Annotated in this window: 14 protein-coding genes; 1 reads left to right on the top strand and 13 read right to left on the bottom strand. The window is 73.9% G+C overall.

What is annotated here, in order from left to right:
• Genes FHX68_RS03365 through FHX68_RS03340 form a run of 6 tightly spaced genes read right to left on the bottom strand, consistent with a single transcriptional unit; the run spans window position 1 to window position 3,225 of the window.
• A complete protein-coding gene (locus FHX68_RS03365) occupies window positions 1-228 on the bottom strand; it encodes a DUF6704 family protein (RefSeq protein WP_141379737.1) in 228 nt (75 codons plus the stop codon).
• Between the two features lie 48 nt (window positions 229-276).
• Window positions 277-909, bottom strand: coding sequence for a Trp biosynthesis-associated membrane protein (locus tag FHX68_RS03360; RefSeq protein WP_141379736.1), 633 nt, complete (start codon window positions 907-909; stop codon window positions 277-279).
• Window positions 906-1,313, bottom strand: coding sequence for a phosphoribosyl-AMP cyclohydrolase (gene hisI, locus FHX68_RS03355; RefSeq protein ID WP_141379735.1), 408 nt, complete (start codon window positions 1,311-1,313; stop codon window positions 906-908). Before hisI ends, FHX68_RS03360 begins: the two co-directional genes overlap by 4 nt.
• Window positions 1,310-2,074: an imidazole glycerol phosphate synthase subunit HisF gene (gene hisF / locus FHX68_RS03350; protein ID WP_141379734.1), complete on the bottom strand. Its 765-nt coding sequence runs from the start codon at window positions 2,072-2,074 to the stop codon at window positions 1,310-1,312. The genes hisI and hisF overlap by 4 nt, the downstream gene beginning before the upstream one ends.
• 1 nt (window position 2,075) lies before the next feature.
• Window positions 2,076-2,918 carry an ATP phosphoribosyltransferase gene (gene hisG, locus FHX68_RS03345; protein WP_141379733.1) on the bottom strand — a complete coding sequence of 281 codons (843 nt, stop codon included), beginning with the start codon at window positions 2,916-2,918 and terminating at the stop codon, window positions 2,076-2,078.
• A gap of 43 nt (window positions 2,919-2,961) precedes the next feature.
• Window positions 2,962-3,225: a phosphoribosyl-ATP diphosphatase gene (locus tag FHX68_RS03340; RefSeq protein ID WP_141379732.1), complete on the bottom strand. Its 264-nt coding sequence runs from the start codon at window positions 3,223-3,225 to the stop codon at window positions 2,962-2,964.
• 103 nt (window positions 3,226-3,328) lie between these two features.
• Between FHX68_RS03340 and glsA the strand changes: the two genes are divergently transcribed.
• A complete protein-coding gene (glsA, locus tag FHX68_RS03335; protein ID WP_141379731.1) occupies window positions 3,329-4,498 on the top strand; it encodes a glutaminase A in 1,170 nt (389 codons plus the stop codon).
• Window positions 4,499-4,542: 44 nt separating this feature from the next.
• On the opposite strand, the gene rpe is transcribed toward glsA, so the two are convergent.
• The 7 genes from rpe to gmk all read right to left on the bottom strand — a co-directional run bounded on the left by rpe (window position 4,543) and on the right by gmk (window position 12,696).
• Window positions 4,543-5,217 carry a ribulose-phosphate 3-epimerase gene (gene rpe, locus FHX68_RS03330; protein ID WP_141379730.1) on the bottom strand — a complete coding sequence of 225 codons (675 nt, stop codon included), beginning with the start codon at window positions 5,215-5,217 and terminating at the stop codon, window positions 4,543-4,545.
• A gap of 97 nt (window positions 5,218-5,314) precedes the next feature.
• Window positions 5,315-6,829 carry an RsmB/NOP family class I SAM-dependent RNA methyltransferase gene (locus FHX68_RS03325; protein ID WP_141379729.1) on the bottom strand — a complete coding sequence of 505 codons (1,515 nt, stop codon included), beginning with the start codon at window positions 6,827-6,829 and terminating at the stop codon, window positions 5,315-5,317.
• Window positions 6,826-7,776 carry a methionyl-tRNA formyltransferase gene (gene fmt / locus FHX68_RS03320; RefSeq protein ID WP_141379728.1) on the bottom strand — a complete coding sequence of 317 codons (951 nt, stop codon included), beginning with the start codon at window positions 7,774-7,776 and terminating at the stop codon, window positions 6,826-6,828. Before fmt ends, FHX68_RS03325 begins: the two co-directional genes overlap by 4 nt.
• 83 nt (window positions 7,777-7,859) lie before the next feature.
• Window positions 7,860-10,130, bottom strand: coding sequence for a primosomal protein N' family DNA-binding protein (locus FHX68_RS03315; RefSeq protein ID WP_141379727.1), 2,271 nt, complete (start codon window positions 10,128-10,130; stop codon window positions 7,860-7,862).
• A gap of 13 nt (window positions 10,131-10,143) precedes the next feature.
• Entirely contained in the window at window positions 10,144-11,337 is a 1,194-nt protein-coding gene (gene metK, locus FHX68_RS03310) for a methionine adenosyltransferase (protein ID WP_141379726.1), read from the bottom strand.
• A 131-nt stretch (window positions 11,338-11,468) separates the two neighbouring features.
• On the bottom strand, window positions 11,469-11,723 hold the full coding sequence (gene rpoZ, locus FHX68_RS03305) for a DNA-directed RNA polymerase subunit omega (RefSeq protein ID WP_141379725.1): 255 nt from the start codon (window positions 11,721-11,723) through the stop codon (window positions 11,469-11,471).
• A gap of 76 nt (window positions 11,724-11,799) precedes the next feature.
• Window positions 11,800-12,696, bottom strand: coding sequence for a guanylate kinase (gmk, locus tag FHX68_RS03300; protein ID WP_141379724.1), 897 nt, complete (start codon window positions 12,694-12,696; stop codon window positions 11,800-11,802).
• Window positions 12,697-12,718 lie beyond the last annotated feature (22 nt).

The following is a 12,718-nucleotide window of genomic DNA, read 5'->3' as shown; positions in this document are numbered from 1 at the left end:
TCAGTGCTGCTTCGGCTGGTACTTGTCGCCGTAGGCGCCGTAGCCGGCCTTGGACATCGCCCATCCGACGATCGCACCGCCGACGAAGAGGCCGACCGATGCCCAGACGAGCGCGGGCATGTCGAGGACGAAGAACAGCGTGCCGAGCGTGACGGCCAGGAGCATGATCACCACGGCGGTCCAAGCGGCCGGCGAGTGTCCGTGGCCGGGGTCGTCGATGCTGCTCATGGTTCTCCTTCGGTGTGCCTCGAGGGCGCGTGGCGGGTCGCGATCAGTCTAGCGGGCGGTCGGATCGTCGCCGTGCGACAGGTCGTCCCACGAGTCGATCGCCCGGTCGCGAGAGGCGACCGGGGCCTCGCCGCGTCGGCTGGCCGCGACGGCGGGCGCCGAGGTCGACGCGTGCGCGCCGTCGCGCTCGAACCGGCGGCCGCCGCTGCGCCAGCGGTGCGCGGTGGCGAGCGTCCACAGGCCGCCGAGCGCGATCACGAGCCCCGCGAGAGCGACGACGACGGGCCACGCGGTCGCGGTGACCGAATCGACGAGGTCGGCGATCGCGTCGGCGCCCGACAGACCGGTCGCCTTCGTGACGACCGACGCCACGGCATCCAGGGGCCGCTCGATCGCGATCCGCGCCGAGCCGATCAGCAGCACGACGCCGATGGCGGTCGCGATCACTCCGAACACGTAGCGCAGCACACGGGCGACGACGGTCAGGGCGAGACCGAGCGCCAGCGCCGCGAGGCTGAGCGGGGCGAGCAAGGGCAGCGCCGAAGCGCCCGGCACCGCCAGCGCCTCGGTGGCGCCCGAGCGGAGCGTCACCTCGAGCCACGGCTGCGTCGAGCCGATGATGGCGACGGCGCCGCCCAGGATGATCGCGAGCACGCCGAGCATGCGTGCCCGTGCGATCACAGCGCGCCCTCGGACGGCGAACCGGCGGCGCGCGCGGCGGGCGCCAGGTCGTCGGCGTCGAAGCAGGTGTGGTCGCCGGTGTGGCAGGCGGCGCCGATCTGCTCGACCGTCACGAGCACGGCGTCGCCGTCGCAGTCGAGGCGCGCGCCCTGCACGTACTGCGCGTGACCCGACGTGTCGCCCTTGCGCCAGTACTCCTGACGCGAGCGAGACCAGAACGTCACGCGCCCCTCGGTGAGCGTGCGGCGGAGGGCCTCGGCATCCATCCAGCCGAGCATCAGCACCTCGCCGCTGTCGTGCTGCTGGATGATCGCGGGCACGAGGCCGTCGGCGTTGAACGCGACGCGGGCGATGCGCGCCTCGAGGGTGTCGGACGTCGGCTCGGACGTGGGCTCGGCGCTCATCGGCGCACCTCGATTCCGTCGGCGGCGAGAGCCGACTTGACGGCGCCGACGGTGAGCTCGCCGGAGTGGAACACGGATGCCGCGAGCACGGCGTCGGCGCCCGCGTGGATCGCCGGGGCGAAGTCGCTCACCGATCCCGCCCCGCCGGAGGCGATCACCGGCACCGACGAGACCTCGCGCATGAGCCCGACGAGCTCGAGGTCGAAGCCGTCCTTCGTGCCGTCGGCGTCGATCGAGTTGACGAGGAGCTCGCCCGCGCCGCGGTCGATCGCCTCGCGGGCCCAGTCGAGGGCGTCGAGCTCCGTCTGGGTGCGACCGCCGTGCGTCGTCACGACGAACCCGGAGTGCGCGCCGGGGGCGCGCATGACGTCGAGGGAGAGCACGAGCACCTGCGCGCCGAACCGGTCGGCGATCTCGTCGACGAGAGCGGGGCGGGCGATCGCGGCGGAGTTCACCCCGACCTTGTCGGCCCCGACGGCGAGCAGGCGCGCGACGTCGTCGGCGGTGCGCACTCCCCCGCCCACCGTGAGCGGGATGAAGACCTCCTCCGCGGTGCGCCGGACGACGTCGTACGTCGTCGCCCGGGCATCGACCGTCGCGGTGACGTCGAGGAACGTCAGCTCGTCGGCGCCCTGCGCGAAGTACGCCGCGGCGAGCTCGACCGGATCGCCCATGTCGCGGAGGTTCGCGAAGTTGACCCCCTTCACGACGCGGCCGGCGGCGACGTCGAGACACGGGATGACGCGGCTCGCGAGAGCCATGTCAGAGCCTCGCGTTGTGGATGGGCGTGACGAGGATCGCTCGCGCACCGATCGCGTACAGGGCATCCATCACCTGGTTGACGCTCGCGCGCGGCGTCATGACGCGCACGGCGACCCAGGCGGGGTCGCGCAGCGGCGAGATCGTCGGCGACTCGATGCCCGACGCGATCGCGACGGCCTCATCGACGAGGTCGGCGGGCAGGTCATAGTCGATCAGCACGTACCGGCGCGCGACGAGCACACCGCGCAGGCGCCGGAGCAGCGTCTCGGTGCCGGCGGCCTCGTCGGGAGCGCCGATCAGCACCGCCTCCGATTCGAGCAGCACCGGACCGAAGATCTCGAGGCCCGCCTGGCGGAGCGTCGTGCCGGTCGAGACGACGTCGGCGACGGCGTCGGCGACGCCGAGCTGCACCGCGGACTCGACGGCGCCGTCGAGGGGCACGAGGTCGACCGCGACGCCGTGGTCGTCGAGGTAGGCGTCGACGAGGCCGGGATACGCCGTCGCGACGCGCAGACCCTCGAGGTCGCCGAGCGAGGCGAACGCGCCGGGAGGGCCGGCGAAGCGGAACGTCGAGGCGCCGAAGCCGAGCTGCTCGATCTCGCGGGCGCCCGGCATCCGGGCATCCAGCAGCAGATCGCGGCCGGTGATGCCGACGTCGAGGGCGCCGGAGCCGACGTAGGTGGCGATGTCCTTCGGGCGCAGGTAGAAGAACTCGACCTCGTTGATCGGGTCGATGACGTGCAGGTCTTTCGGATCGCGCCGGCCGGTGTATCCGGCTTCGGCGAGCATCTCGGCGGCGGTGTCGGCCAGCGACCCCTTGTTCGGCACGGCGATTCGCAGCATGGTGCGGTGTCTTTCGGTGTCGGCGGTTGTCGGCGGGAGCGGCTCAGAGATGTCGGTAGACGTCTTCGAGGCTCAGACCCTTCGCGAGCATCATCACCTGCAGGTGGTAGAGCAGCTGCGAGATCTCCTCGGCCGTCTCGGCATCCGTCTGGTACTCCGCGGCCATCCACACCTCGGCGGCCTCCTCGACGACCTTCTTGCCGATGGCGTGCACCCCGGCGTCGAGCTGCGCGACCGTCCCGGAGCCTTCCGGGCGGGCCGCCGCGGTGGCGGTGAGCTCTGCGAACAGGCCGTCGAACGTCTTCACCCTGACAGGCTACCGGTCCCCCGCGCGCCCGGCGCCTCGATGACGCGGGCGTGCGGGTCGGATGACCCGATGACGCCGGCCGCGGCTCGCTAGGGTGGGAGGCATGGATCCCGTCCGCGAGATGCTCACGTCCGTGCTCGACGAGGTGCGCGGGGAGGATGCCGGGGAGACCGCCCAGTACATCCCCGAACTCGCCTCCGCCGATCCCGACCGCCTCGCGCTGGCGATCGCCGACCCGCACGGGCGCCGGATCGCGCTCGGCGACGAGGACCCGTTCACGATCCAGTCGATCTCCAAGCCGTTCGTCTTCGCCCTCGCCCTCGACGCCCTCGGGCGCGACGAGGTGCTGCGCCACGTGGGCGTCGAGCCGAGCGGCGAGCCGTTCAACGCGATCAGCCTGGAGGAGGGCACCGGCCGCCCCGCCAACCCGCTCATCAACGCCGGCGCGATCGCCACGACCGGCCTCATCCCGGGGCCGAGTGCAGGCGAGCGCGCGGCGCGGATCGTCGAAGGCCTCTCGCGGTTCGCGGGGCGGACGCTGCAGGTCGACGAGGAGGTCTACGCGTCGGAGGCGTCGACGGGCGACCGCAATCGCGCGCTCGCCCACCTGCTGCGCTCGTACGGCGTGATCGAGACCGACCCGCACGAGGTCGTGGAGGCGTACTTCCGGCAGTGCTCCGTGCTCGTCACCGTCGCCGACCTCGCCGTGATGGCCGGCACGCTCGCCTTCGGCGGGCGGCACCCGGTGACCGGCGAGCAGGTGGTGTCGGCGCGCACGGCGCGCGACGTCGTATCGGTCATGACCAGCTGCGGCATGTACGACGCGTCGGGCTCGTGGCTGATCCGCGTCGGCCTCCCCGCCAAAAGCGGCGTGTCCGGCGGGCTCATCGCCATCTCGCCGTCGCAGTTCGGGGTGGGCGTGTTCAGCCCGAGACTCGACGAGTACGGGAACAGCACCCGCGGTCAGCGGCTGCTCGAGCGGCTCTCCGACGCGCTGGGCCTCCACGTGTTCGAGCAGCACCAGAGCATCGCCACCCCGCACGTGGCCGTCTCGCACGGCGAGGACGGCACGGTGCGCGTCGCCCTCGACGGGGAGCTGTCCTTCGGCGGCGCGGAACGCGTGCTCAACGCGCTGCGGAACGTCGAGCTGCCCGCCTCGAGCGCGCCGCTCCTCGTCGATCTCACCCGCGTGACGCAGCTGCAGCCGGCGGCGCTCGCCGTGCTGCGCGAGCAGGTCGACGGACTCGGCGGCACGGTGCGCGTGGAGGCCTGAGGCGGGCGCAGACCGGGTGCGGGTGAAGGCCCCAAAACCCGGAATCAGTGCTGGTGCGCGGATGCCTCGCGGCGCAGCGCCTCGATCGCCTGGCCCGGGTCGTCGGCCCCGAACACGGCGGAGCCCGCCACGAACGTGTCCGCCCCCGCCTCGGCGGCCTGGGCGATCGTCGACTCGGAGATGCCGCCGTCGACCTGCAGCCACACCTGCGATCCGCGCCGACGGGCCTCGTCGTGGAGCCGCGCGAGCTTCGGCATCTGGTCGGCCATAAACGACTGGCCGCCGAAGCCGGGCTCGACGGTCATCACGAGGATCTGGTCGAACTCGTCGAGCACGTCGTAGAGTCCCTCGACCGGCGTGGCGGGCTTCACCGCGACGCCGGCGCGCGCGCCGAGCTGGCGCAGCCGGCGGGCCAGCGTGATCGGGGCGGTCGCCGCCTCGAGGTGGAAGGTCACCGAGGCCGCGCCGATCTCGGCGTAGCCCGGCGCCCAGCGATCGGGATCGGTGATCATCAGGTGCACATCGAGCGGCACGGGGCTCGTCTGCTGGATGCGCTCGACCATCTGCGGCCCGAAGGTGAGGTTCGGCACGAAGTGGTTGTCCATCACGTCGGCGTGCACGAAGTCGGCCGACGCGATCCGCTCGAGGTCGGCCTGCATGTTCACGAAGTCGGCCGAGAGGATGCTGGGGTTGATGCGAAGGTCGGGCATGAGCCCCATTATTGCGGCTTATCCCGGCGCCGGATGCCGGCGCCCGATGCGGCGCCTGATCCCGGCGCCCGGTGTCGGTCAGGGCGCCCCGCGCGGAGGCGTCCCGTCAGGCGCGCTGCAGCAGGGAGATCGACATCGCGTCGGTGCCGTGCCGGTGCGGCCACAGCTGCGCGCGCCCGGTGCCGGCGACATCGGGCAGATCGATCGGCGAGAGCGAGAGGGATGCCACGACGCCGCGGGCGTCGAGTTCGACGATCCCCTCGTTGCGGCGGAGCGCATCGGCGACGACGGCCGCGGTCTCGGCGAGGTGCGGCGAGCACGTCACGTACGCGACGATGCCGCCCGGGGCGAGGGCGCCGAGCGCCGCGTCGAGCAGTTCGCCCTGCAGGGTCGCGAGCGCGGGTACGTCGGCGGGCTGCTTGCGCCAGCGCGCTTCGGGGCGCCGGCGGAGCGCGCCGAGGCCCGTGCACGGGGCATCCACGAGGATGCGGTCGTAGCGGCCGCGGCCGGCGCGCGCACGTCCGTCCTCCTCCGAGACCGGCACCTCGAGCGGCACCCCGGCGACGGAGTCGCGCACGAGGCCCGCGCGGGCCGGGGACAGTTCATTGGCTTCGAGCAGCGCGCCGTGGGCGAGGGCCTCGGCGGCGAGGACCGCCGTCTTGCCGCCGGGGGCGGCGCACAGGTCGAGCCAGCGCTCCCCCTCGCGCACCGGGAGCGCGCGAGTGAGGGCTAGTGCGGCGAGCTGCGAGCCCTCGTCCTGCACGCGGACGCGGCCGCCCGACGCGGTGACGAGCGCCGCCGGGTCGCCGCCGGCGGAACGGAAGCCGATCGGCGAGTAGGGCGTGGCCTCGGCGCCCGCCGGGATATCGGCGAGCCCCGGGAGCGCGGCGAACGTGACGACGGGAGAGACATTGTCGGCTTCGAGGAGCAGCGCCAGCTCGTCGGCGCGGCCTTCGGCGTCGAGGGCGCGGCGGAAGGCGCGGATGACCCAGACCGGGTGCGCGTAGCGGACGGCGAGGCGCTCGTCGTCGGAGCGCGCGGCGGCTTCGAGCCGGTCGAGCCACTCGTCGCGGGTGCGCTCCGAGACGCGCCGGAGCACCGCGTTGGCAAAGCCGGCGGCCGGCTTGCCGGCGGCCTGCCGCACCTGGCGCACGGTCTCGTTCACGGCGGCGTGGGTGGGGATCCGCATCGCCACCAGCTGGTGCGTGCCGAGGCGCAGCGCGTCGAGCACAGCGGGGTCGATCGCCGAGACGGGGCGCGCCGCGGCGTCGGCGATGATCGCGTCGTAGGTGCCCTCGCGGCGGAGAGTCCCGTAGGTGAGCTCGGTGGCGAGAGCCGCATCGGGGCCGGAGAGGCCGGCGCGCGTGATCGCCCGCGGCAGCAGCAGGTTGGCGTACGCGTCGGAGGTGTGCACGGCGCGGAGGGTGTCGTACGCGACCCAGCGCGGGCCGCGGCCGGGTGCCGGACGCTCGGTGCCGCCCGTGGTGCTGTTCTTGTCGAACGGGCGGGCGGGGCCGCCCGCACGGTGGGGGCCGCTCTTTCCGATCGGATGCTGGGGCCCGCGCTTCGCGCCCGACCCGTGGGCGCCGCTCTTCCCGGCGCGGTCGCGTTCGTCGCTCATCGGGTCTCCGTTCCCGGGAGGGCCGCGCGCGGAGCGTCGCCGCGCCGCCCGCGCCACCAGTCGGCCGCGGGCATCGCGCCCTTGCCTGCCGGCTGCACCGTCTTCAGCAGCACGGTGCCCTCCCCCGCTCCGACGAGCACGTCGCGGCCCGACAGGCCGAACTCGCCCGGCGCGAGCACCCCGGCATCCGCCGCGGTGTCGGGGCCGCGGAGCGCGGCGAGCACCTTGAGGCGCTGACCGTCGACGAGGAGGTGGGCGCCGGGCTCGGGCGTCGTGCCGCGGTACCGGTCGATGACGACGGCGGCGGGCGCGGTGAGGTCGAGCGCGCCGTCGGCGAGCGTGAGCTTCGGCGCGAGCGTCGCCTCGCCCCGCTGCGGCGTCGCGACCGCGGTGCCCGCGGCGATGTCGTCGACGACGCCGGTGAGAAGTCCCGCGCCGAGCTCGGCGAGCGTGCCCAGCACCTCTCCCGCCGTCGCCTCGCGCGGCACGTCGTAGCGGAGCTCGGCGAACACGTCGCCGGCGTCGAGGGCGGGCACGAGCTGGAAGACCTCCGCTCCGGTGGTGCGATCGCCCGCGATGAGAGCGTGCTGCACGGGCGCGGCGCCGCGCCAGCGCGGCAGCAGCGAGAAGTGCAGGTTGATCCAGCCGTGCCGCGGTGTCGAGAGCAGCGGCTCGCGCACGAGGCCGCCGTAGGCGACGATCACGCCGAGATCGGGCGCGAGCGACGAGATCGCGGCGGTGGCGTCGGCGTCGAGGCGGTCGGCCTTGATCACGGGCAGGCCGAGATCGCCCGCGGCCTGGGCGACCGGTGACGGGGTGAGCACGCGCTTGCGGCCGAGCGGCGCGTCGGTGCGGGTGACGACGCCGACGACCTCGTGCGCCGAGGCGGCCAGCGCCGTGAGCGACGGGACCGCGGGCGCCGGCGTTCCGGCGAAGACGATGCGCATGGGAGATCCTCGGTGTGGTGGGGCTTGCAGATCGCGCGTGCCGCGTGGACCTGACGTCGGACGGCCTCGACGGGGCCGCTCGCTCAGAGGTCGAGTTCGGGCACGTCGAGACGCACTTTCAGCGTAGTCCGGGAGGCGAACCGGTCGGCGCCCGCCCGTCGGTCTCGCGAGCGGCCGTGCAGCGCGTCGGCGACGACCGCGGCGCGGAGCGCCTCGGCGACCGGCCGGCCGAGCGCGTAGTCGAAGCGCACCAACGCGCGCACCCCGGCGCCGGTGCCCGCGCCGGTGCCCGCCGGTCGGCCGGAAGAGCCGCTGGTGGCCGTTCCCCCCGCGCCGCTGCCGTCGCGCGGCACCGGACCGAGCACGGCGCCGGCGTCGAGCGTCGGCACCGCCTCGCGGAGCGCGCCGAGCGCGGTCTCGACGCTCGTCGCCGTGCCCTCGACCGCGGCGACGCGGACGGTCGGGGGCATGTGCAGGGGTGCGCGGTCGGCGAGCTCGGCGCGGGCGTAGGCGGGTTGCGTCCACGTCGCGAGCGCGCGGGCGACCGGTCCGGTGACGCCGACGAGGTGCACGGGAGCGCCGGGCGCGGCGAGGGCGGCGGCGTTCGACCACCAGCGCAGGCACGACTCGCCGATGCGCAGATGCTCGGCCAGCAGCATCCGATCCCCGTCGAGCAGGATGACGGCGCGGTAGCCGCCGTCGGCGTGCGGCTCGGCGCCGCGGGTCGCGACCACGAGCGCGGGCCGCGCGTCGACGCGGGTGACCGGGTGGTCGCCGTCGGCGACGATGACCCGCGTGTTCGGGAAGGCGCGACCGAGCTCGTCGGCGGTGCGCTCGCTGCCCGACGAGGCCATCCGCAGGCGCGTGCTCTGACAGTTGCCACAGGCCCACGAGCCGATCGTGCGCCCGCACCAGGTGCACTCCGGCGCGGCGCCCGGCCGGCGCGAGCGCAGCGGACCGGTGCAGTGCGGGCAGCGGGCCGGCGTGCGGCAGTCGGCGCAGACGAGCACCGGGGCGTAGCCGGGCCGGGCGACCTGCACGAGCACCGGGCCGTGGGTCAGGGCCTCACGCGCGGCGGCGAACGCCGCCGACGGCACCCGCTGGCCGCGCGCCTCGCCGTCGCGGGTGGCCGAGAGCACGACGGTCGGGCTCTCCCGCCGGCGCGCCGTGACCTCGCGCACCCAGCCGAGCTGCACGAGGCGTTCGACGTCGGTCGTGCGGGTGTGCCCGGCGAGCACGAGGGCCGACCCTTCGAGCTCCTGCCGCACGAGCGCGGCGTCGCGCACGTGCACGCCGGGACTCAGCGGCTCGGACAGCAGCGGATCGCCGTCGTCCCAGATGATCACGGTGCCGACGTCCGCCGCCGGCGCGTAGACCGTCGAGCGGTTGCCGACGACGATCGCCGTCTCGCCGCCGAGGAGGCGGAGGTACGAGGCGTAGCGCTCCGGCCCCGACCGGCGCGCGTCACCCTGCACGACCACGCCCTCCGGCGCATGCGCGGCGAGCACCGCGAGCACCTGGTCTTCATCGCGCTGGTCGGGCACGACGATGAGCGTGCTCTGCCCGCGGGCGAGCGTGTCGAGCGCGATCGCGCTGATGAGCTCCGCCCACGCGCCGTACGGGCCCGCCGCCGCGGGGCGGGGCGGTGCGTCGAGGGCGATCCGGGCGTGGTCCGCGAGAGCGGCGGGAAGGTCCGGGAAGTCGCTCAGGATGCCTCGCGCCCACGCGACGCCCGCCGCCGCAGGTTCCGTGGACTCGACGTCCGACGCCGCGGTGTCCGACGCCCCGGCCGCCGAAGCCTCGGCATCCGAAGCCCCCGCATCCACAACACCGGCATCGGCAGCCGCATCGGCATCGGCATCGGCATCGGCATCGGCAGCCTTCGCGGCACCGGCATCCGAAACAGCGGCATCCGCACCCGTCGCACCGGAATCCCCGCCACCCGAGACCACGGCGTCCGAGGCATCCGCCACCGCCGCCACGCGCGCGGCGAGCCACGCCTTCTCGGCGCGCACCATGCGCTTCGGGATGACGAGGCGGAGGATGTCGCTCGCCGACCCGGCGGCGCGGTCGGCGACGCGGCGAGCGAGGGCGTAGAGCTCCGGCGTGAGCACGGCGACCGGAGAGACGACCGCGTCGAGCTCGGACAGCGGCTTGCCCGCGACCGACGGCTCGGGCCGCTCGACCACCTCGACGAGATACCCCTCGACGACCCGCCCCGCGGTGCGGAGGGGCACCTTCACGCGCACGCCGGGCACGGCGTCTGCGCGCAGGGCGGGCGGGATCACGTAGTCGAACAGGCGGTCGAGCTGAGGCAGCGGCGAGTCGATCAGCACGCGCGCGACGAGCGGCATGGGCTCGGACGGATCAGAGACCGGCGGCCGCGCGCAGCTCGCCGACCCGGTCGGTGCGCTCCCACGTGAACTCCGGCAGCTCACGGCCGAAGTGCCCGTAGGCGGCCGTCTGCGCGTAGATCGGCCGCAGCAGGTCGAGCTGGTCGATGATCGCTTGCGGGCGCAGGTCGAACACGTCGCGGATGGCGGTCGTGATCTGCTCGTCGGAGACGTGCCCCGAGCCGAACGTCTCGACGTAGAGCCCGACGGGCTCGGCGCGCCCGATCGCGTAGGCGACCTGCACTTCGAGCCGGTCGGCGAGGCCCGCGGCGACCGCGTTCTTCGCGACCCAGCGCATCGCATACGCCGCGGAGCGGTCGACCTTCGACGGGTCCTTGCCGCTGAACGCGCCGCCGCCGTGCCGCGAGGCGCCGCCGTAGGTGTCGATGATGATCTTGCGTCCGGTGAGACCGGCGTCGCCCTTCGGCCCGCCGATGACGAACGGGCCGGCCGGGTTGATGACGTAGCGCACGTTCGAGACGTCGAGCCCGGTCGTCGCGAGCACGGGGTCGATGACCTCGGCCTGCACGGCGGCGCGGAGGGCAGGCAGCGAGATGTCGGGGTTGTGCTGCGTGGAGAGCACGACGGTGTCGACCGTGCGCGGCACGGCGCCGTCGTACCCGAGCGTCACCTGCGTCTTGCCGTCGGGGCGGAGGAACCCGAGCGCGCCCGAGCGGCGGGCATCGGTCAGGCGCTCGGCGAGGCGGTGCGCCGTCCAGATCGCCATCGGCATGAGCTGCGGCGTCTCGTTCGTCGCGTAGCCGAACATGATGCCCTGGTCGCCCGCACCGAGCGCGTCGATCGGGTCGCTCGACCCGCCCTCGCGATGCTCGATCGCGGTGTCGACGCCCGCGGCGATGTCGCCCGACTGCTCGCCGATCGAGACGGTGACGCCGCACGAGTCGCCGTCGAACCCGGTCTCGCTGGAGGTGTAGCCGATCCGGTTGACGACGCTCCGGACGATGCCGGGGATGTCGGCGTAGCCGTCCGTGCGCACCTCACCGGCGACGTGCACGAGGCCGGTGGTCACGAGCGTCTCGACGGCGACGCGGCTGCCGCGGTCTTCAGCGAGGAGCGCGTCGAGGATCGAGTCGGAGATCTGGTCGCAGATCTTGTCGGGATGCCCCTCGGTGACGGACTCGGACGTGAACAGCCTCAGCCGGCTCATGGGACGCTCCTCAAGGTTCTTCGGGTTCCGACGCAATCATGCCCGCGGGTCCCGACACCCAGTGAACAGGCATCCCGGAGACGCGGGCATGAACGGTGCCACACGGCGTCACGCGCCGGCGGCCGGAGGCATCAGTCGACGTGGCGCAGGCGCAGCTTGTCTTCGTGGATCTCGTGCAGCGCGATGGTCAGCGGCTTGTCCTCGACCGACGAGTCGACGAGCGGGCCGACGTTGTCGAAGAGGTTTCCCTCGTGCAGGTCGGAGTAGTAGTCGTTGATCTGGCGCGCACGCTTGGACGCGTAGATGACGAGCTGGTACTTCGAGTCGACCTTCTCGAGCAGTGCGTCGATGGGCGGGTCGATGATGCCCTTGTCACGTCCAGCCATGGTGAACCTCCAGGATCGGATGGCGGTGGGAAAACTGTGGATGCCCGCGCTCGCGCCCTGGCATCCGTTCATTCTATCAGCGCGCGAGCGTCGCGACCTCGGCCGCCGCGCGGGCGACGTCGTCGTTGACGACGCGGTAGTCGAACTCGCCCTGCGAGGCGAGCTCGTGCTTCGCGGTGCGCAGGCGCCGGGCCCGCTCCTCCTCGCCCTCGGTGCCGCGCCCGACGAGCCGGTGCACGAGCTCGTCCCAGCTGGGCGGGAGGAGGAACACGAGCTTCGCGTCGGGCGCCGCGGCGCGCACCTGGCGCGCGCCCTGCAGGTCGATCTCGAGCAGCACGGAGCGGCCGTCCGCCAGCGCCCGCTCGATCGGCTCGCGCGGGGTGCCGTAGCGGTACTTGTTGTGCACCGTCGCGTGCTCGAGGAGCGCGCCCGTCTCCACCAGCCGGTCGAAGGCGTCGTCGTCGACGAAGTAGTAGTGCTCGCCGTCGACCTCGCCCGGTCGCGGGGGGCGGGTCGTCGCGGAGACCGACAGCATGATCTCGGGGTGGTGGTCGCGGATGTGCGCGGCGACCGTACCCTTGCCGACCGCGGTGGGTCCGGCGAGCACGACGAGACGGCTGCGGCCGGGCCGGGCGACCGGCTCGGGGAAGCGCTCGTCGAGCCACTGCGCGAGCGCGGCGCGCTGGCGGGCGCCGAGGCCGCCGAGGCGCTTGACCGGTGAGATCTCCAGGGCGGCGAGGATGCGGTCGCGCTTCCCCTCGCCGATCGCGGGGAGGGCCGTGAGGTACTCCGTGATCCGCATCGCGCCGGCGGGCGACTCGGGGTGCGCGAGGGCGCGCCGCAGCAGCTCCTGCGGCGTGATCACCCGCATCGCGACGTCGTGCTTGAGTGCCGCGCGTTCACGGCGGGCGGCGACGGCGCGCCGCGAAGCGGCGGCGCGGTCGACCTCGGGTGGGCGGCGCGTCTCAGTCATGGGTGGTTCCACGATACCGCCC

This window comes from Microbacterium lacticum, from assembly GCF_006716815.1.
GTDB classification, from domain to species: domain Bacteria; phylum Actinomycetota; class Actinomycetes; order Actinomycetales; family Microbacteriaceae; genus Microbacterium; species Microbacterium lacticum.
The sequence above is the reverse complement of the archived record's forward strand: the minus strand, read 5'-3'. Positions and strand labels throughout refer to the sequence as shown.